The organism is Nonomuraea sp. CX421, assembly GCF_059358955.1.
The window spans coordinates 38,437-57,705 of record NZ_JCADBK010000003.1 but is presented as its reverse complement, the minus strand read 5'-3'; the positions used below and the strand labels follow the sequence as shown (position 1 = coordinate 57,705).

Here is a 19,269-nt window from a genome sequence, read left to right as displayed (position 1 = left end):
AGAAAGGAGCCAGAAATGCCGAAAAAAGTCGGCATTGTCGGCATGGGTTATGTGGGTCTGACGCTGGCCGCCGCCCTCGGGCGGCGCGGCTACACCGTCCATGGTGTGGACGCCAACCCCAGCGTGGTCGAGGCCCTGTCCAACGGCCGGATCCATGTGTTCGAGCCGGGAGTGGAGGAGGCCTTCGAGGAGTTCCTCGGCACCTCGATCCACATCTCCGACCGGCTGCCCGCCGCGCCGCTGGACGCGGCCATCCTGTCGGTCTCCACCCCCGTCGACCTGTCCACGGGCGTGCCCCAGCTGGACAACCTCGCCGCGGCGGCCGAGCAGGTGGCCGAGGTGTGCGGCCCGGAGACCCTGGTCGTGGTCCGCAGCACGGTGCCGATCGGCACCAGCCGCGCGATCGTGCTGCCCGCGCTCACCGCCCGCTGGGGCCGGGCGCGGCTGGTCATGGCGCCCGAGCGGACCATCCAGGGGCAGGCGCTCCGCGAGCTCGTCGAGCTGCCCCAGGTCATCGGCGGGCTCGACGAGGAGAGCCTGCGGGCCGGCGTCGAGCTGTTCGAGGGGCTCGCCGACCAGATCGTGCCCGTCTCCAGCCTGGAGACGGCCGAGATGGTCAAGCTCTCCAACAACTGCCACACCGACCTGATCTACGCCTTCGGCAACGAGCTGGCCCTCATCGCCGAGCAGAACGGGCTCGACCCGCTGGAGGTCATCCGGGCCACCAACCTCGACTATCCCCGGCCCGACCTGGCCAAGCCCGGCTACGTGGGCGGCGGCTGCCTGTCGAAGGACCCGTACATCATGCTGGCCAGCGCGGGCCCGACGCACCGGCCGTACCTGGTGGGTCAGGCCCGGTCGCTGAACGAGCGGCTGCCCGCGCACGTCGCCGAGCGCGTCGTGGAGCTGGTCGGCGAGACGTTCGGCCGCACCGAGGGCATCAGGCTGTCGGTGCTCGGCTGGGCCTACAAGGGCTGGCCCGCCACCGACGACATGCGCGGCACGCCGATCGCCGACATGATGCCGGTCTTCACCGCCGCCGGCCTGACCGTCCAGGGACACGACCCCCTGGTCGCGGACGAGGTCATCCGGGCATACGGCGGCGAGCCCGTCAGCCTGGACAAGGCGTTCGCCACGGCCGACGCCATGATCATCATCAACGACCATCCCGACTACCGGGGCATCGAGGTCGAGGCCAGGCTCGCCTCCTCCGGCCTGCGCGTGCTCTTCGACTCGTGGCGCATCCTCGACGAGGACGCGGTGGTCCGGCACGGCGTCCGCTACGCCGGCATCGGTTATCTGGCGAAGGAGCGCGCGTCATGAGAGTCCTCCTGCTGGGCGGGGCCGGGTTCATCGGGCTGCACCTCGCCCGCCGGCTGCTCGCCGACGGACACGAGGTCACCGTCGTCGACGACTTCTCCCGCGGCCGCCGCGACCCCGCGCTGGCCGAGCTCGCCGCGCGGGCCGACGTCAGATCGGCCGACCTGACCGACCCGGCGGCCTACGCGGCCATCGAGCGGGGCTGGGACCAGATCTACCTGCTCGCCGCGGTCGTCGGCGTGCGGAACGTCGAGTCCGACCCGGCCAGGGTCATCCGGGTCAACACCCTCGTGCTGATGCACCTGCTCGACTGGCTCGGCCCGGACGACCGGCTGTTCTTCGCCTCCACCAGCGAGGTGTACGCGGGCGGGGTCAGCACGGGCACGGTGCCCGTCCCCACCCCGGAGAGCGTGCCGCTGATGATCGAGGACGTGGGCTCCGCGCGCTTCACCTACGCCGTCAGCAAGCTGCTCGGCGAAGCGGCGGTCCTGCACACCGCCCGTGCCAAGGGGTTCACGGCCGTCATCGGCCGCTTCCACAACATCTACGGCCCACGGATGGGCGCCGACCACGTCATCCCCGAGCTGGCGCTGCGGGCCACCCGCGGCGAGAACCCCTTCACCCTGTACGGCTCGGAGCAGAGCAGGGCCTTCTGCTACGTCGACGACGCCACCGAGGCGATGGTCCGGCTCATGGCCACCCCGGCGGCCTCGGGGCGGATCGTGCACATCGGCGACGACTCCGAGGAGACCAACATCGGCGACCTGGCCAAGCTCGTCCTGCGCGTCGCGGGCGCCGACCCCGCCATCCGCGAGGTGCCCGCCCCCAAGGGCTCGGTCGCGCGCCGCTGCCCCGACCTCACCCTGCTCCGCGAGCTCACCGGGTACGAACCCCGCGTCTCCCTGGAGGAAGGGGTTCGCCGAACCTTCGAGTGGTATCGGGAGTCGTGGACGGCTTGACATCCTCCCCATGGCCGAAGCCGGGGGATTCCAACCCATCTCTACGCAGGTAGGAGGACAGGTTGAGGTTCACGGTTCGCGGGCTCGCCCAACGGCGGGCCTCTCCGTGCAGCCACCGTGTGCCCCACGGCGGTGTGGCGGATGTTCTTCGCGGCGTTGACGTCGGCGTTGGCCTGGTGCCCGCAGACGACGCACAGGAAGACCGCTTGGCTCTCACGGCTCGCTCTGGCGATGTGCTTGCAGGCGTTGCAGGTCTGCGACGTGTGACGCGGGTTGACCTTCTGGACGCGACCGGGAGCTTTGTGCTCCAAGCGTTGCACGAGCGTGCCCCAGCAACTGGCCAGGATGCCCCGGTTGAGACCGGCCTTCTGCCGGACGTTCTTGCCGGGAGCGACGAGGGTGCCCTTCGAGGACCGGACCATGTCGCGGATCTTGAGATCCTCGACCGCGATCACGTCGAAACGGCGGGCCAGATCGGTAGAGGTCTTCTCGGCCCAATCCTTGCGCCGGTCCCTCTCGCGGGCTTTCAGCCGGGCGATGGCCGTCTTCACCTTGACCCGCCGATGCGAGCCGCGCTCGGCCCGCGCCAGCTTGCGCAGCAGCCGCGACAGGCGGGCCTTCTCCGTGTCGCGCAAGGTGGGCGCGTTCAGCATCTGGCCCGTCGAGAGCGCGGCACTCACGGCAACACCCCGATCAACGCCGTCGACCTCGCCCGTGCCGGGTGCCGGGATCGGCTCCGGGATGGCGGCGAACGCCACATGCCAGCGGCCGGCCCGGTCGCGGGTGATCCGGTAGGACTTCACCGCGTCGGGGACGGCCCGCGACCAGCGCAATCGCACCCACCCCACCTTCGGCACCCTCACCTCGCCCACGTTGCGCGACAGGCGGCGTACATCTCCCGCCTTGACCGCGACGATCCGGAAGCCTTCGTTCTGGCCGCGTTTGCGCCACGTCGGACGGCGGTGGGTACCCGCGAAGAAGCCGGCCATGGCCTGCGCGAAGTCCCGCAACGCCTGCTGCTGCACCGTGTGCGACCCTGCCCGCAGCCAGGCGCACTCCGCCCTGGCCTCGGTCAGCTGCCTGGACTGCGCGTTGTATCCGGGCGCGGACTTCAGCCCCGGACGCCAGTGCGCGTGCTGCTCGACAGCCAGATTCCAGACGAACCGGGCATGCCCGCAATGCTCCGCCAGCGCCGCCTCCTGGGCAGACGAAGGCGAGAGCCGGAAACGGGACACGCCGAACAACCTATCGACCACCACCGACAAAATCCTGCGGCCTCGCGCCGCGTTTCCTCCCCAGGGTTGAAGCCCGGGGTCTTCATGCTCAAGGAGATTCGATGACCCAGCCCATCGCGTTCTACTACGGAGCGGGGGAGCTGGAGCGGCTCTCCCAGTTCGACAAGGTCGTCCTGCAGGCCGACTTCTACCCCAGGCACGAGCTCGACCTGCTGGGCGAGAGAGGAGTCCAGACGCTGGGCTACCTCTCACTGTCGGAGGACGTCGGGCCGCCCGCGCCCTGGCACCGCCCCGAGCGCAACCCCGACTGGGGCGGCGCGTTCGTGCACGTGGACGACCCTCGGTGGGTGGCGCACGTGGTGGACCAGGCGACGTCGGCCATCGCGGCCGGCTTCGACGGCCTGTTCCTCGACACGCTCAACCTGGAGCAGACCTATCCCGAGGACCTGCCGCACCTGCTCACCCTGATCGCGGCGATCAGGGAGGAGGCCCGGCCCGCGTACCTCCTGGCCAACCGGGGGTTCGGGCTGCTGCCGAAGCTCGCCGACCTGGTGGACGGCGTCCTGTTCGAGTCGTTCTCGGCTCGCTGGGTCGACACCGAGAGCTACGCGCCCTGGCCCGACGACGTCCTGGAGGCGCACGCGTCGGTGGCCGAGCGCCTGCTGGAGCTCGACGTCGACCTCTACGCGCTGGACTACGCCGACAGCGACGAGCTGACCGACTTCGCCCAGCGGCGGGCGCGGGAGTTCGGCATGCTCTGCTTCGTCAGCGACCGGGTGCTGTCACGCATCTGACCGCGCCCCATCCGCGCCCCACCCGCGTGCCGCCGCCCGGATGCCGGGCGGCGGCAGCGGCGTTGTCGGAGGGGCGTCCGCGACCCGCCGGAACTCTCCGGCGAGTCGCCGGGCCTCCGCCACTCGCCGGGCTTCTGCGGGTCGCCGGCGCGTCAGCCGATGCGCCAGGTGTCGCCGCCCATGAGCAGCCCGCCGAGGTCGCCCGGCCCCTTCTGGGCCACGGCCTCGTCCAGCTGCTCGGCCATCAGCACGTCGTACGCGGGTCGGTCGACCTGACGGAAGATGCCGATCGGCACGTGCTCGAAGGACGGCTCGTCCAGCCGCGACAGCGCGAACGCCAGCGACGGGTCGGGGTGGTGCGCGTCGTGCACCAGGATGCGGTCGTCGGCGGCCTCGGCCCTCGGGACCACCTCGATGCCGCCGCCCGCCGCGCGCACGACCGCCTTGGTCGCGGACGCGATCGGCTGCCCGTGCTCCAGGCGCAGCGTGATCTCGTCGCGGACCTCGGGGTCCTTGAGCGGCTCGAAGGCGTTGTCGTTGAAGATGTTGCAGTTCTGGTAGATCTCCACCAGCGAGGTGCCGCGGTGGGCGGTCGCCTCGCGCAGCACCGACTGCAGGTGCTTGCGGTCGGAGTCGAGCGTCCTGGCGACGAACGAGGCCTCGGCGCCGAGAGCCAGCGAGATCGGGTTGAACGGCTTGTCCAGCGACCCCATCGGCGTCGACTTGGTGATCTTGCCGACCTCGGAGGTGGGAGAGTACTGGCCCTTGGTCAGGCCGTAGATCCTGTTGTTGAACAGCAGGATGTTGAGGTTGACGTTGCGGCGCAGCGCGTGGATCAGGTGGTTGCCGCCGATCGACAGCGCGTCGCCGTCACCCGTGATCACCCAGACCGACAGGTCGGGCCGGCTGGCCGCGAGCCCGGTCGCGATCGCCGGCGCGCGGCCGTGGATCGAGTGGAAGCCGTAGGTGTTGAGGTAGTAGGGGAAGCGCGACGAGCAGCCGATGCCCGAGACGAACACGATGTTCTCGCGCCGCAGCCCCAGCTCGGGCAGGAAGCTCTGCACCGCGGCCAGGATCGCGTAGTCGCCGCAACCGGGGCACCAGCGCACCTCCTGGTCGGACTTGAAGTCCTTCAGGGTCTGCTTGGCGTCGGTCTTGGGGATGAGCGTCAGGCCCTTCCCGTTTACCAGCTCAGTCACTGTCGATCACGTCCTGGATCACTCCGGCCAGCTCCTCGGCCTTGAACGGCAGGCCGCGCACCCGGTTGTAGCTGATGATGTCGACGAGGTAGCGCGCCCGCAGCAGCAGCGCCAGCTGGCCGAGGTTGATCTCGGGCAGCAGCACCTTGTCGTAGCGGCGCAGCACGTCACCGGTGTTGGCGGGGAGTGGGTTGAGGTGGCGCAGATGCGCCTGCGCGATCTTGCCGCCGCTCTTCCTGATGCGCCGCACGGCCGCCGCGATCGGGCCGTAGGTGGAGCCCCAGCCGAGGACGAGCACGCGGGCGTCGCCGTCGGGGTCGTCGACGTCCAGCTCGGGCACGTCGATCCCGTTGATCTTGGCCGCGCGGGTCCTGACCATCAGGTCGTGGTTGTTGGGATCGTAGGAGATGTTGCCCGTGCCGTCGGCCTTCTCGATGCCGCCGATCCGGTGCTCCAGACCCGCGGTGCCCGGGATCGCCCAGGGGCGGGCGAGGGTGTCGGGGTCGCGCTTGAACGGCAGGAACTCGCCGTCCGCGCCGTTGGGGACGGTGGTGAACTCCTGCGAGATGTCCGGCAGCTCGGAGACCTCGGGCAGCCGCCAGGGCTCCGAACCGTTGGCCAGGTAGCCGTCCGAGAGCAGCATGACCGGAGTGCGGTACTTGACGGCGATCCGGGCCGCCTCGATGGCCGCGTCGAAGCAGTCGCTGGGCGACATCGGCGCCACGACCGGCACGGGCGACTCGCCGTTGCGGCCGAACAGGGCCATCAGCAGGTCGGTCTGCTCGGTCTTGGTCGGCATGCCGGTGCTCGGGCCGGCCCGCTGCACGTCGACCACGATCAGCGGCAGCTCGGTGGTGACCGCCAGGCCGACGGTCTCGGCCTTGAGCGCCACCCCGGGACCCGACGTCGTGGTGACGCCGAGCGCCCCGCCGAACGCCGCGCCCAGCGCGGCGCCGACGCCCGCGATCTCGTCCTCCGCCTGGAAGGTGCGGATGCCGAACTCCTTGTGCCGCGACAGCTCGTGCAGGATGTCGCTGGCCGGGGTGATCGGGTAGGAGCCGAGGAACAACGGCAGCTTCGACTGCACCGAGGCCGCGATCAGCCCGTAGGCCAGCGCCTGGTTGCCGGAGATGTTGCGGTAGACGCCCGGGGTCAGCCTGGCGGGCTTGACCTCGTACGACACCGAGAACGATTCGGTGGTCTCGCCGTAGTTCCAGCCGGCCTGGAAGGCGGCGATGTTGGCCTTGGCGATCTCGGGCTTCTTGGCGAACTTCTGCTCAAGGAAGGAGATCGTGTGCTCGGTCGGCCGGTGGTAGAGCCAGGAGAGCAGGCCGAGGGCGAACATGTTCTTGGACCGCTCGGCGTCCTTCTTGGACAGGTCGAAGCCCTCAAGGGCCCTGACCGTCAGCGACGTCAGCGGCACCGCGTGGACGCGCCACTCGCTCAGCGAGTCGTCGTCGAGCGGGCTGGCGGCGTAGCCGACCTTCTGCAGGTTGCGCTTGGTGAACTCGTCGGTGTTGGCGATGATGTCGGCGCCGCGCGGCAGGTCACCGAGGTTGGCCTTGAGCGCGGCGGGGTTCATCGCGACGAGCACGTTGGGGGCGTCGCCGGGGGTGAGGATGTCGTGGTCGGCGAAGTGAAGCTGGAAACTCGACACGCCTGGCAGGGTGCCTGCGGGCGCGCGGATCTCGGCCGGGAAGTTGGGTAGCGTCGACAGGTCGTTGCCGAATTCGGCCGTGCCAGCGGTGAAGCGGTCGCCGGTGAGTTGCATGCCGTCGCCGGAGTCTCCGGCGAACCTGATGATCACCCGGTCGAGTTGCTGGACCTGCTTAGTCACAGCTCAGTCCTCCTCGACGCGCCAGGATGCGGTCGCTGTGGCGCGTAGTCAGTTTCCATGCTAGATCCTCGCAAGGGTCAACACGTTTCCCTCGCCGCAAATGCGGGTAAACGTGGTGGGCGTTCAGGGGGTAGCGGGAGATCCGTAGGCGTGACACAGCCCGGCGGCGAGTCTGCACAGGTCTACGTGCAGGCGGGCGAAGAGGACGGTACGGGTCACGATCGCCAACTATACGTCCCTCTATGCCGTGGGCTGAGTCAGGGTTGCCTACCCATGCTCCGCGCGTCGGACGGATACAGCCGTCCTGCCTCCATCCCCGCGAAGCCGTACAGCTCAGGAACGGTGACGAAGACGTAACCCTTCCCGCGGAGCTGTCGGAGGATGTCCGAAATCGCCTCGACGGACGCGTGATGGGTCTCACGCAGCAGGATGATCGCGCCGTTCCGCGCGCTCTCGACGGCGCGCGCGGTGATCGCCTCCGAGCCCTCTCCGGCCCTGCCGGAGAGGTCGACGTCGGAGCCGACGAGCGTGAGCCCCATCTTCCGCGCCACGTCCAGCAGGTCCTCGCTCACCGCCCCGTACGGCGGGCGCGCCAGCTTGGGCGTCTGGCCGATGGCGGCTGTCAGCGTCTCCTGGGTACGCGCCAGCGAGTCGTCGATCTTGCTGGTGGGCAGCTTTGACAGGTCCCGATGCGACCAGCTGTGGTTGCCCACCAGATGCCCCTCGTCCCGGATGCGGCGCAGCAGGCCCGGTTCGGCCGCGGCGTTGGCGCCGACTGCGAAGAACGTCGCCCGCGCGTCCGTCTCGCGCAGCGCGTCGAGCAGCCGGGCCGTGCCGGGGCCCGGTCCGTCGCTGAAGGTGAGCGCCAGGCACTTGACCTTCGCGCAGTCCACCGTGCCCGCCTTGGAGCTGGCGGCGTCGGGCACGGGCGCCGGGTTCGTACCCGATGGCGGCACGACCTCCGCCGCCTCCAGGGGCCGGCGCCCCCGCTCCCGCGCGCTGCCCTGTGCCGCGCGGCCCGTCTCCGACAGCAGCGGCTCGGCCTGCTTCGCGGGTACGGCCACCGCCAGCCGTCCCAGGGAGCAGGGCCCGAGCTGGCAGTCGTCGAACTCCACCACGAGATCGCCGGACCGGTTGAACGTCAGCGAGTCGAACACTCCGTCCTCGGTCGCCAGCCGGCCCAGGCTCACGTCGGCGCCCCGGTCCGTCAGCCCGTTCTTGACCAGCCCGGTCAGTGTGCCGACGGCGTCCTTGCCGGAGAGCAGGCCGGGGGAGCCGATGGTCCGGCGGCTCTGGCGGTCGTACCAGAGGGTTCTGGTGGAGTAGGTCCAGCCGTCGCCGAGGTGGCGGCCGGCACGCAGTCGTACCCCGATGATCCGGGCGGAGGCGGCGGTGAGCTGCCAGTCGACGTTCAGCTCGGGAAGGTCGGAGCCGGTCCCGGCGTCCGGACCGGTGTCCCCGGTGTCCTCGCGGAAGTCCCGCACCAGGCGGTCGGCCTCCTCACGCAGCGCCTCGTTGAGCCGGGGGGTGTCCTTCAGGTGGGGGTAGCTGACGTACACGTGCACGTCGCCGGTGGGGGCCAGCGTCCTGCTGCTCAGCCCGGAGACCTCGGCGGGCTCGACAAAATCGATCATGGTCGGCTCTGCCGGGACGAGGACGTCCCGCTCGGGGGAGGCGGAGACCAGCCCGCAGCCCGCCGCGGACACGGCCACCAACGCGATTCCTCCGAAGAATCGCATTTTGTGCATGCGTGACACAGTATGACCGCATAAGCCCCTTTTACCCCTCCTTGAGACTATGAGGCCAGAGGCTTTGACTGGGTTACGATCCTGATATGGACGGCTATTTCGGGTCCTACCTTCTGGTCGCCGCGCTGTTCGCGATCGGGGTGATCATCGTGGCCGGAGCCCTGCTGATCAACCGCCTCCTCCGCCCGACCAGGCCCACGCCCGAGAAGCTGACCAGCTACGAGTGCGGCGTCGATCCCGTGGGCGACGGCTGGGCGCAGTCCCAGGTCCGCTACTACGTCTTCACCTACCTCTACGTGATCTTCGCCGTCGACGCGGTCTTCCTCTTCCCCTGGGCCACGGTCTTCGACGCCCCCGGGTACGGGCTGACGACGCTGGTCGAGATGTTCGTCTTCCTCGGCGTCATCGCGCTCGGCATCCTCTACGCCTGGCGCAAGCGCGTACTGAGCTGGACCTGAATCCCGGTTTCCGCGTTCGTGGTGCCCGTCCTGTGAGTGGAACCTGTCCGAGCCGCCGCGCAAGCGCTCACTCGGCGTGGCCCTCACCGACCGCCTGACGGCCGGGCAGCACGCCCAGGTGCTCCGGAGGGGCACGCGGGTGTCGGGCGGCGGCGCCTCCCGGGTGCTGTCATCGGTGCTGGCCGCACTCATCCACCTGCTCGCCGCCGGCTCGGCGGTCGCCGGCGTCTGGATCGCGGTCATCCTGCCGCACTTCGTCGGCTGGGCCCTCGCCGCGCTGCTGCTCGGCGCGGCATGGCTGATGCGCCCGCGCTTCGGCCGGCTGGCACGCACGGCTCCCGTGCTCACCAGGGAGTCGGCGCCACGCCTGTTCGGCCTGCTGGACCGGGTCGGCGCCGAGGTCGGCGCAGCCAAGGTGGACACGGTCCTGGTGACGGCGGACTTCAACGCCTCCTACGGGCAGTTCGGCCTGCGTGGCAGGCGCCTGCTCTGCCTCGGCGCGCCGCTCTGGGCGATCCTCGAACCCCAGGAACGCGTCGCGCTGCTCGCCCACGAGCTGAGCCACTCCAGCAACGGCGACATCCGGCATTCGAGACTCGCGAACACCGCGCTCGCCGGCCTCGACGCCGTCCGACGGGCCACCCGCGGCGCGGCGGAGACGGGCGAGGAGTCGGCCGAAGCAGCAGGTCAGAGCATCGCCGGCCTCGCCCTGCTCGTGCTCATCATCGTGATGCGCCTGGCCGGGTTCGCCATCGGGCTGCTGGGTTTCCTGCTCCTCATCACCACGACCCGGTCCGCCAGGCAGGCCGAGTACGTCGCCGACGAGCGGGCCGCACGGGTGGCCTCCTCCGGAGCCGCCGCCGCGATGCTCGACAAGCTCGCCACCGCCCCCGTCGACCTGAACGAGCTGAGCTGGCTGTCGGCCACGCTGGGCACGACCGTCTGGCGGCGGCTGATCGAGCGGCGGGCCCAGCTGCCCGCCCACGAGCTCGAACGCCGCCGCAGGCTGATGGCCAGGCAGCCCAGGCACTTCGCCGACTCCCACCCGCCGCTCGATCTGCGTGGTGAGTTCGTCCGGTCGCTGGGGTACGACACCGCCGCCGTACGACTGCGCGACCTTGAGGACGAGGCCGTCCAGGCCGAGCTGGAGCCGCGCTTCGCCGAGATCGCCGAGGAGTTGGGCGCGGCCCGGCGAGAGGTCTCCTTTGCCTGACCAGCATTCCGAGCAAGAATGGGCAGTATGGCAGCAACGGATCTCCCGATGCCCACGGTCGGGCCTGGCTCACGGCTGGCGCCCAAGCCCATGCGCTTCATCCTCAACTGGGGGCGGCGCTACTCCCTGTGGGTGTTCAACTTCGGGCTGGCCTGCTGCGCCATCGAGTTCATCGCGACCTCGACGAGCCGGCACGACTTCATCAGGTTCGGGGTGATCCCGTTCGCCAACGGGCCCCGGCAGGCCGATCTGATGATCGTCTCGGGCACGGTCACCGACAAGATGGCTCCCGCCGTCAAGCGGCTCTACGAGCAGATGCCCGACCCCAAGTACGTGATCTCGTTCGGCGCCTGCTCCAACACCGGCGGCCCCTACTGGGACTCCTACTGCGTGACCAACGGCGTCGACCAGATCATCCCCGTCGACGTCTACGTGCCCGGCTGCCCGCCCAGACCCGAGGCGCTGCTCTACGGGATCATGAAGCTCCAGGAGAAGATCGCCGGCGAGAAGCTCGAAGACCGCTACCTCTGGTCACGCGCCCACGGGGAGGAGGCGTGAGCCTCGCCGAGCGGGCCCAGATCTCCGAGTCCTACGGCGAGACCACGGCCGACGTCGCGGCCGACGACTGGATCGGCGTCCTGACCGAGCTCCGCGACTCCGGCTACACCTTCTTCGACTGGCTGACCGGGGTCGACGACCCGCCCGAGGGCTTCTTCGTCGTCGCGCACCTCTACGACCCGGTCGGCTGCCGGCGGCTGCTGGTGCGCACCCGGATCCCGCGCTCCGACGCGCGCCTGTCCTCCGCCGTGGGCGTCTTCCGGGGCGCTGACTGGCACGAGCGCGAGACGTACGAGATGTTCGGCGTGACCTTCGACGGTCACCCCCACCTGGTGCCGCTGCTGCTGCCCGACGGGTTCGAGGGCCACCCGCTGCGCAAGGACTTCATCCTCGCCGCCCGCGTGGCCAAGGCGTGGCCCGGCGCCAAGGAGCCGGGCGAGTCGGGGCACGGGGCGCCCAGCCGCCGCAAGACGCTCCCGCCCGGAGTCCCGGCCGACTGGGGGCCGCCCGATGCTTGACGTGCTGCTCACCTGGGGGTCGCCCGATGCTTGAGGTGCTGCTCGACTGGGGGCCATCCGATGCTTGAGGTGCTGCTCACCTTCGCCGTCATCCTCGTCGTCTTCCTGGTGCTGCCGCTGATCATCGGCCAGGTCGAGCACAAGACGATGGCCCACATGCAGTCGCGCCTCGGGCCGATGTACGCCGGCGGGTTCCACGGCTGGGCGCAGCTGATCGCCGACGGGGTGAAGTTCGCGCAGAAGGAGGACATCATCCCGGCCGCCGCCGACAGGCGCATCTTCATGATCGCCCCTGGTGTGGCGCTGGTGCCCTACCTCGTCGTGATGATCGCCATCCCCCTCGACGACGGGTTGGTCGGCGTCGACCTCGACCTCGGCCTGTTCTTCGTGCTCGCGGTGATGGGCGTCGGCGTGCTCGGCTCGATCATCGCCGGGTGGGCCTCGGCCAACAAGTACTCCCTGCTCGGCGGCATGCGATCGGCCGCCCAGCTCATGTCGTACGAGCTGCCGCTGGTGCTGGCCGCCTCCTCGGTGGCGATGGCTGCGGGCACCCTGTCCCTGCCTGGCATCGTCGAGGCGTGGCAGTGGTGGTGGCTGCCCTGGCAGGCGATCGGCGCGGTGGTGTTCTTCATGGCCGGGCTGGCGGAGTTGCGCCGGCCGCCGTTCGACATGCCGATCGCCGAGTCCGAGATCATCATGGGCCCGATGACCGAATACACCGGCATGCGGTTCGCCCTGTTCATGCTCTCCGAGTACGTCGGCATCGTCGTACTGTCGTTCCTGACCACCGTGCTGTTCCTCGGCGGCTGGCACGGGCCGCTGCTGCCCGGCTGGCTGTGGACCCTGGCCAAGGTGTTCCTGCTGGCCTTCGTGGTGATCTGGCTACGGGTGACCTTCCCGCGGCTGCGCGAAGACCAGCTGCAGAAGCTCGCCTGGGCCGTGCTGGTGCCCCTGGCCCTCGTCCAGCTCGCGCTCACCGGCGTGGTGAAGGTCGTGATCTGAGCCGCCCTTCCGTGATAGGGAGATAAGGGGCCTTTTCGGGGATGTGATCTTCTTGAACGCTTGGCTGCGGCCGATCGAGGGAGCGACCAAGACCGCACTGTTCTGGGACGGGCAGACACTCACGGCCACGGACGAGGCGGCGGACACCGCGATCCGGGTGAAACCGGCGGCGCTCCACCGCTACTCCTACGTTCAGGAGCACACCGACACGCCGAACGAAACCATCGGCGGTCTGGCGGCTCTCGACGAGGACGGACTCGTCCTCCTCGACCTGCCCGGTCCCTGGGACCACCTGCCCACGAGGGCCTTCGCCGCCGCAGCGGGCCTCCACCTCACGAACGTCCACCACGACGCGCCAGCGAAAGCCCGGGTGCTGCTCGCCGCGCGTGCCCCCGGCTGGCGCCGCCTGCACGGCCGCCGCCCGTCGTTCCTCAGCCGACGCCGATGGCGTGGCCTGGTGGCCATCTGCGCCGGCGTCGTCGGGCTGGTCGTGATGGCCTACCTCGCCGTGAACGGTGCCTGGATGGTCTGGCGCGGCCTCTCCTTCGTGGGCCGGATCGCGCTCGACCTGGTGGACGCCAGGTGGCTGATGATCGCCTTCAGCCCGGCGCTCCTGGTGCTACGACCCGTCGTGGCCCGCTTACAGCGGCGGCGGGCCCGGACCGGTGCCCTGTTGGCGCAGGCCGGCGGGCCGTACCTGACGGTCAAGTCCGGCCAGCTGCGGATCGAACGCGGCAAGGAGGCGACCACCAAATTCCGCATCGGCCCCCGCCGCTCAGAAGCCTCCGCCCTCCTCCTCTACCACTACACCCCCCTCAGACCACCCGTACACCCGACACCGACTGAGAGCACCGCCCGCCCGACCAATTCGGACGGGAGATCGGCATCTGCGTCGGCTGTCGGCCCGCCGGCCGTCTCGGATCGGGGATCGGCTGCTGCGCCGGGTTCGGCTGTCGGCCCGCCAGCTATCTCGGATCGGGGATCGGCTGCTGCGTTGGCTTCGGCTGTCGGCCCGCCGGCTATCTCGGACCGGGGACGGGCAGCTGCGTCGGCTGCCGCCGAGCCGGCCATGTCGGACTGGGGATCGGCAGCTGCGTCGGGTTCGACGGGCGCTCAGCCGACCGCCTCGGGCCCGCGACCGGCACCCACGCCGGCGGAGACCGCCGCTCAGCCGGTCACGCCGAATTTCGGGACGCCACCTTCCGCTGAGCCGGGATCTGTGCTGTCACCTGCTGCCGTGGGGGATGGCGCCGGCCCGCCTGCCGCCGTGGGGAATGGCGCCGGCCCACCTGCGGTGGCGGTGTCGGCCCCATCTGCCGTGGGCCTCTTCGTCCTGAGCGCGACCGGGCAGCCGCTCCTTCACCTTCCGGGCCCTTGGGACGCCGGCATGGCCCAGAGGTTCGCTGAGCGACAGCATCTGCGGCTGGCCGTACACCGAGTGTCGCGCGAGGAGTATCTCAACCTGGCCCGGACGTGCCGAGACGCGATCCCCTGACCGGCGGTCCAGCGTCTTTCGCGCCGCGCGGGCCTTCGTGCGCCGCTGGAAGGGAAGCCCGGCGACTGGCGTCAGGGTCTGTCCGGAGCCTTCTCGTCAGATCCTGCCGTCGCCCGGTCGCCGGTGCCAGGCGCAGAAGACGCCGCACGATATCGCCGCCCAGGCGGCAAGCACCAGGAACGGCATCGCGTGCTGGTGATCCCCGAAGTACACGGCCGTGTGCTGGGCGTTCACCGAAGCGCCCGGCGGAAGCCATCGCCCGACCGCCCCGAACGCCGACGGCAGCAGCGGCCACGACACCGCCCCACCCGACGACGGGTTACCGATGAGCACCATCACTCCCCACGTGGGCACGATCGCCCACCGGCCGATGAGCGAGTTGAACATCGTGAACACCATGCCGGAGGTGAACATGGTCAACGCCAGGATCAGCCACGACTCCGCGAACGGCAGAGCCAGCGCCCCGAGCAGCCAATCCACCGTCGCCGCGATCGCGAACCCGCCCAGCATCGAGCAGGCGGCGATGAACGCGATCAGCTCGGCCCGGTTCAGGGCCTTGGCGTGCACGCTGAGCTGTACCGCGCCGATGAACCCCATGATCACCGCTGCCAGTGAGATGTAGAACAGCGCCAGCCCCCGTGGGTCGCCTGGCTGTAGGGGCTTGAGATCAGTCACCATGACATGCACTCCGATGTGCGCGCCGACCTTCGGCGCCGCCTTCGACACCAGCTCGGCCATGGACGCCCCCGCCGCGCCCACCACGTGCACCACCGCCTGGCGCCCGCGCACCTCGATGACAGCGAACACCTGCTGCTCTTCGACGGCCCGGAGAGCAGCCTGGTACGTACGGAAATCACGTAGTTCGACCGCTGCCCGCAGTTCCCTCCTCATCCCAGCCACGAATGCCGCCCGCTGCTCCGCCCCACCCGTCCCCACGACGGCCATCGGAATGCGGTGCGGCGTCGGATTGGCCATCGCGTACGTGTAGGAGCCCGCGAACAACCCGGCCGCAGCCGCGACGATGAACAGCACCACAACCGCAGGCAGGTACGGTGAGCGGCGAAACGCCGCCCATATCTGTCGCACGCTCCGGGGCTCCCGGGGCACCATTCGGGACAAGGCTCAGGCTCGCTTGCGTCATGGATCGTCCGAAACGCATACCCACTCCCAGCCACCCTCGACCTACCCACGCACCCCCAATGCCGTCAAGCCTCATCTCGCTCAGAGACCATCTCAAGGAAGGGCCGGTCCATCGGCCCAGGCCCCTCGATCTGATCGGGCCCGGTTGGCCTGACCAGGTCCGTTGGCCTGACCAGGCCCGTGGACCTGACAGGGCCATGAGGCGGCACGCCGACTCGGCAGCACTGGACGAGATCGTTTCGCATGTGCCGAACGGTCGCGTTCGGTAATCGTCAGTGCACGATGGCCAGCATCACGTCCGAGGCGGAGGGCCGGTCGAGCGGACTCTTCCGGAGACAGGAGCCCGCGATGCCCCGAAGGCCAGGCGGTAAAGGGGATAAGTCCGGATGGACGGTCAACACACGGTTGAACACGGCGGGCACCGAATCCTCGCCGAACGGCGGCCGCCCCGTCGCCGCGAACATCATCGTCACCGCCCAGCTGAACACGTCGGAGGCGGGCCCCACCTGCTCCCCGGTCAGCTGCTCGGGCGACATGTAAGGCGGCGTGCCGACCATTTTCCCGGACGTCATCGTCACCTGGTCGAGCGCCCGCGCGATGCCGAAGTCGATCACGCGCGGCCCGTCGTGGCCGATGAGCACATTGCTCGGCTTGAAGTCGCGGTGCACGATCCCCGCCTTGTGGATGGCGGCCAGCGCCCCGGCTGTGGACAACGCCAACCGGGTCAGGCTGTCCTCGTCGCGCGGACCGTGGCGGCGTACGAGTTGCTCGAGTGAGGGGCCGTCGACGTACTCGCTGACGATGTACGCGTGCCGGCCGGTGATGCTCACGTCGAGCAGGCGGGCTGTGGAAAACGTCGCCACCCTGCGCGCGGCGTCGACCTCCCTCGCGAACCTCATCCGGGCCGTCTCGTCGACCAGGTCGTGCAGGACCTTCACCGCGACCTGCACCCCGTTGGGGGCCATCGCGAGGTAGACGGCGCCCTGCCCGCCGCGCCCGAGCGAACGGAGCACGCGGTAGTGCCCGATCCATTCGGGCTCGCCGGGCCGCAGATGGGTGCTGGGGGAGGTGGTGCGCTGGTGCAGGTCGGTGTGTGGATATCCCGGCCCGGCATGGTGAACCGGATGTGGATAGACGGGCCGCCCGTGCCGGGCCCTGGCCATGGCCGGCACCAGGATGCCCGAGTGGATGACACCGCCCAGCCAGCATGCCATGAGCGCCACCGAGATCAGTGTGGACATCGGCTCCGGGATGTCGTCGAACTCGGGGTAGGCCATCACCGCGATGAGGAACGAGCCCACGCAGACGGTGTAGGCCGCAGTCGCGAGCACCAGCCACACGCTGCGCAGCCAGTAGGCGGCGAACCCGATCGTGAACGGGGTCGTCAGGCCGCACGTGAACAGCGGCAGGACCGCCCACCCCACGGCGGCGGTCCACGCCAGAGCGCTGGGGCCGCGCGGATGGGTGTTCGACATGGCGGCAGGTTATCGTCCCGTACTTGCACATATCGGTTGTGGACCAATGTTGTGGATAACCCCCGGCCAGCCTGTGGATAGCTGTGGAAAACCTGGGGATAAGGTGCCCTGCTCATTCACGTGCGCGGCCAAGTGCGCCATGATGTTGATTATGGGACGGATACCGGGAGTCGGACTTGCAAAGGGGCTGTCCATCACCCTCCGCCACATGCTGCGCAAATCCGTCACCCAGCAGTATCCCGAGGTCAAGCCCGCTCTCCCGCCTCGCAGCCGCGGGGTGATCGCCCTGGTTGAGGAAAATTGCACCTCTTGCATGCTGTGTGCGCGAGAGTGCCCCGACTGGTGCATCTACATCGATTCCCACAAGGAGACGATCCCGGCTCCCGAGGGCGGCCGCCCGCGCCAGCGCAACGTCCTCGACCGCTTCGCCATCGACTTCGCCCTGTGCATGTATTGCGGGATCTGCATTGAGGTGTGCCCGTTCGACGCGCTGTTCTGGTCCCCCGAGTTCGAGTACGCCGAGGGCGACATCCGTAACCTTCTGCACGAGAAGGACCGGCTCGCGACCTGGGTGCTCACCGTCCCACCGCCTCCTGCCCACGACCCCGGCGCCGAGCCGCCCAAGGAGCTCACTGCAGCCCCTCGCCGCCCGGGCGCGCCTTCAACTCGTCCCACCCCGTCCCGCCGCCCTCGCGACGACACTCGCGCCACATCGGCCCCCGACGCTCCCGCCACCCCAGCCCAAGACCGCCCCGCCACGACGGCCGCTCCCAAGGGTGCCTCGTCCACGCCCGCTCCCTCTGAGCCCGTGACCCTTGGCACTCCGCCCCCTGAAACCGCACTTCCGGAGACCGCACCCTCCGGGGCCGTCCCGGAGGAAACGCGCCCGTCCGACGTGCCCCCTTCCGTGTCCGGGCCGGCGAAAGCGGTGCCGACTTCGGACACCGCGGCGACGGGCGAGCCGTCTGGCGCCGGATCGCCCCGTACTCAGCCCACGGAGCCTTCCCAGAGCGGTCCGTCATCCACAGGCGAGCCGTCCGAGGAAGAGTTGTCCACAGCTTCGGGCGGGCCGGGCCCGGAAGCCGACTCGAAGGAGCAGACTGCAGGCCCGAGGCCGCGCAGGCGCCGGATGGCCGACCCTCGATCCATCCGCCCTCCCGGGCGGCTCGCCCCTGACGGGACAAAGGAGTCCGAGGAGGATTCGTGACCGAGGAGGTGCCCTCCTACTTGTCACCCACTGGGCAGGAAGTCGTCTTCCTGCTGCTGGGTGCGGTGGCGGTCGGATCGGCGCTGCTCGTTGTCACGACCCGCCAGCTCGTGCACGCCGCCCTGTGGCTGGTCGTCTCCTTCGGCGCGCTGGCCGGCTGCTACCTCGTTCTGACCGCCGAGTTCGTCGCCTGGGTCCAGGTGCTCATCTACGTGGGCGCCGTCGTGGTCCTGATGCTGTTCGGCATCATGCTGACCCGCGCCCCGATCGGCCGCTCCGCCGACCTCGACAGCGGCAACCGGGTGGTGGCCGCGGGGGTGGCCCTCGCGACGGCGGCCATCCTGGTCACCGTGGTGATCGACGGCTTCCGCACCGCCTACACGCCGCTGACACCCGGTGCGGGTTCGGCGAGCGAGCTCGGCGCGAGCGTGTTCAGCACATGGGTGCTGCCCTTCGAGGCCCTGTCCGTGCTGCTCCTGGCCGCTCTGATCGGCGCCATCGTGCTGTCCCGTACGGACATCCCCGGCGGTCCCCCCGCCGACCCGCCCGACCCGCCCGACACCTCGACGTCCTCGCCGGGAGATCCGGCCGATCAGTCAGGGAGCTCGCCAGCTGACCGCAGCGGGGGGCATTAGTGCACATCGTCTACCCGGCGGTCATCTCCGCGCTCCTCTTCTCCGTCGGTGTCTATGGCGTCCTCGCGCGCCGCAACACGATTCTCGTGCTCATGTCGGTCGAGCTGATGCTCAATGCCGTCAACCTCAACCTGGTCGCGTTCGATGTGTGGTTGCGCGACCGGCTGCACAGCGGTCAGGTGCTCACGCTGTTCGTCATCGTCATCGCGGCCGCCGAGGTGGGCGTGGGCCTCGCGATCGTCCTCGCCCTCTACCGCAACCGCAGGACCGTCGACCTCGATCAGCTCCGGGAGCTGGCCGAGCCCGCCCAGCCCCTACCCGCCGCCACCGAGGCGACCGGACAATGGGCTCCCGGCGATCGCTCGCCTGATCCCGGCAAGCCCACGCCCGCTCCACCGAATGTGACCGAGTCCGGCGACCGTCCGCCCACCCCCGGATCTCGAAACGTCGCCATGGGCGAGGCAGCTCCGTCGGGC

Annotated in this window: 18 protein-coding genes and 1 pseudogene; 12 read left to right on the top strand and 7 right to left on the bottom strand. The window is 69.9% G+C overall.

The window, feature by feature from the left end; translation table 11 throughout:
- Window positions 1–15 precede the first annotated feature (15 nt).
- Entirely contained in the window at window positions 16–1,323 is a 1,308-nt protein-coding gene (locus AC5L3X_RS06115; RefSeq protein WP_494855656.1) for a nucleotide sugar dehydrogenase, read from the top strand.
- Window positions 1,320–2,279: an NAD-dependent epimerase/dehydratase family protein gene (locus tag AC5L3X_RS06110; RefSeq protein WP_494855655.1), complete on the top strand. Its 960-nt coding sequence runs from the start codon at window positions 1,320–1,322 to the stop codon at window positions 2,277–2,279. The genes AC5L3X_RS06115 and AC5L3X_RS06110 overlap by 4 nt, the downstream gene beginning before the upstream one ends.
- A 41-nt stretch (window positions 2,280–2,320) precedes the next feature.
- Here the strand turns inward: AC5L3X_RS06110 and AC5L3X_RS06105 are convergent, their stop codons facing one another.
- A complete protein-coding gene (locus tag AC5L3X_RS06105; protein ID WP_494856232.1) occupies window positions 2,321–3,538 on the bottom strand; it encodes an RNA-guided endonuclease InsQ/TnpB family protein in 1,218 nt (405 codons plus the stop codon).
- Window positions 3,539–3,615: 77 nt separating this feature from the next.
- On the opposite strand from AC5L3X_RS06105, the gene AC5L3X_RS06100 reads away from it, so the two are divergent.
- Window positions 3,616–4,308: a hypothetical protein gene (locus AC5L3X_RS06100; protein ID WP_189125014.1), complete on the top strand. Its 693-nt coding sequence runs from the start codon at window positions 3,616–3,618 to the stop codon at window positions 4,306–4,308.
- 152 nt (window positions 4,309–4,460) lie between these two features.
- On the opposite strand, the gene AC5L3X_RS06095 is transcribed toward AC5L3X_RS06100, so the two are convergent.
- The 4 genes from AC5L3X_RS06095 to AC5L3X_RS06080 all read right to left on the bottom strand — a co-directional run bounded on the left by AC5L3X_RS06095 (window position 4,461) and on the right by AC5L3X_RS06080 (window position 9,092).
- Entirely contained in the window at window positions 4,461–5,507 is a 1,047-nt protein-coding gene (locus AC5L3X_RS06095) for a 2-oxoacid:ferredoxin oxidoreductase subunit beta (protein ID WP_494855653.1), read from the bottom strand.
- Window positions 5,500–7,344: a 2-oxoacid:acceptor oxidoreductase subunit alpha gene (locus AC5L3X_RS06090; RefSeq protein ID WP_494855651.1), complete on the bottom strand. Its 1,845-nt coding sequence runs from the start codon at window positions 7,342–7,344 to the stop codon at window positions 5,500–5,502. The genes AC5L3X_RS06095 and AC5L3X_RS06090 overlap by 8 nt, the downstream gene beginning before the upstream one ends.
- Before the next feature lie 123 nt (window positions 7,345–7,467).
- Entirely contained in the window at window positions 7,468–7,563 is a 96-nt protein-coding gene (locus AC5L3X_RS06085; RefSeq protein WP_358489990.1) for a putative leader peptide, read from the bottom strand.
- 38 nt (window positions 7,564–7,601) lie between these two features.
- A complete protein-coding gene (locus tag AC5L3X_RS06080; protein ID WP_494855649.1) occupies window positions 7,602–9,092 on the bottom strand; it encodes a polysaccharide deacetylase family protein in 1,491 nt (496 codons plus the stop codon).
- 86 nt (window positions 9,093–9,178) lie between these two features.
- Between AC5L3X_RS06080 and AC5L3X_RS06075 the strand changes: the two genes are divergently transcribed.
- The 6 genes from AC5L3X_RS06075 (at window position 9,179) to AC5L3X_RS06050 (ending at window position 14,336) form a co-directional block, all read left to right on the top strand.
- Window positions 9,179–9,550 carry an NADH-quinone oxidoreductase subunit A gene (locus AC5L3X_RS06075; protein ID WP_189125018.1) on the top strand — a complete coding sequence of 124 codons (372 nt, stop codon included), beginning with the start codon at window positions 9,179–9,181 and terminating at the stop codon, window positions 9,548–9,550.
- A 76-nt stretch (window positions 9,551–9,626) separates the two neighbouring features.
- Entirely contained in the window at window positions 9,627–10,763 is a 1,137-nt protein-coding gene (locus AC5L3X_RS06070; RefSeq protein ID WP_494855646.1) for a M48 family metallopeptidase, read from the top strand.
- Window positions 10,764–10,790: 27 nt separating this feature from the next.
- Window positions 10,791–11,321, top strand: a complete 531-nt coding sequence (locus tag AC5L3X_RS06065; protein WP_189125019.1) for an NADH-quinone oxidoreductase subunit B — start codon at window positions 10,791–10,793, stop codon at window positions 11,319–11,321.
- The gene (locus AC5L3X_RS06060; RefSeq protein WP_494855644.1) at window positions 11,318–11,839 is read left to right on the top strand and encodes an NADH-quinone oxidoreductase subunit C; all 522 of its coding nucleotides are present in this window, start codon (window positions 11,318–11,320) and stop codon (window positions 11,837–11,839) included. The genes AC5L3X_RS06065 and AC5L3X_RS06060 overlap by 4 nt, the downstream gene beginning before the upstream one ends.
- A gap of 60 nt (window positions 11,840–11,899) precedes the next feature.
- Complete coding sequence (nuoH, locus tag AC5L3X_RS06055) at window positions 11,900–12,841, top strand: NADH-quinone oxidoreductase subunit NuoH (protein ID WP_189125020.1); 942 nt, start codon at window positions 11,900–11,902, stop codon at window positions 12,839–12,841.
- Window positions 12,842–12,893: 52 nt separating this feature from the next.
- A complete protein-coding gene (locus AC5L3X_RS06050) occupies window positions 12,894–14,336 on the top strand; it encodes a hypothetical protein (RefSeq protein WP_494855642.1) in 1,443 nt (480 codons plus the stop codon).
- A 96-nt stretch (window positions 14,337–14,432) separates the two neighbouring features.
- Here AC5L3X_RS06050 and AC5L3X_RS06045 read toward each other — a convergent pair whose 3' ends face one another.
- Entirely contained in the window at window positions 14,433–15,422 is a 990-nt protein-coding gene (locus AC5L3X_RS06045; protein WP_494855640.1) for an ABC transporter permease, read from the bottom strand.
- Window positions 15,423–15,748: 326 nt separating this feature from the next.
- Window positions 15,749–16,951: a serine/threonine-protein kinase gene (locus AC5L3X_RS06040; RefSeq protein ID WP_494855639.1), complete on the bottom strand. Its 1,203-nt coding sequence runs from the start codon at window positions 16,949–16,951 to the stop codon at window positions 15,749–15,751.
- Here AC5L3X_RS06040 and AC5L3X_RS06035 point away from each other — a divergent pair.
- The 3 genes and pseudogenes from AC5L3X_RS06035 to nuoK form a co-directional block, all read left to right on the top strand.
- Window positions 16,950–18,158 (top strand): NuoI/complex I 23 kDa subunit family protein, encoded by a 1,209-nt coding sequence (locus AC5L3X_RS06035; protein WP_494856230.1) that lies wholly within the window; start codon window positions 16,950–16,952, stop codon window positions 18,156–18,158. The two genes, AC5L3X_RS06040 and AC5L3X_RS06035, sit on opposite strands and share 2 nt — an antisense overlap.
- Complete coding sequence (locus tag AC5L3X_RS06030) at window positions 18,155–18,793, top strand: NADH-quinone oxidoreductase subunit J family protein (RefSeq protein WP_494855638.1); 639 nt, start codon at window positions 18,155–18,157, stop codon at window positions 18,791–18,793. The genes AC5L3X_RS06035 and AC5L3X_RS06030 overlap by 4 nt, the downstream gene beginning before the upstream one ends.
- A pseudogene (gene nuoK, locus AC5L3X_RS06025) lies at window positions 18,793–19,074 on the top strand (NADH-quinone oxidoreductase subunit NuoK); the annotation flags it as partial. The gene AC5L3X_RS06030 and the pseudogene nuoK, both read left to right, overlap by 1 nt.
- Window positions 19,075–19,269: the final 195 nt, after the last annotated feature.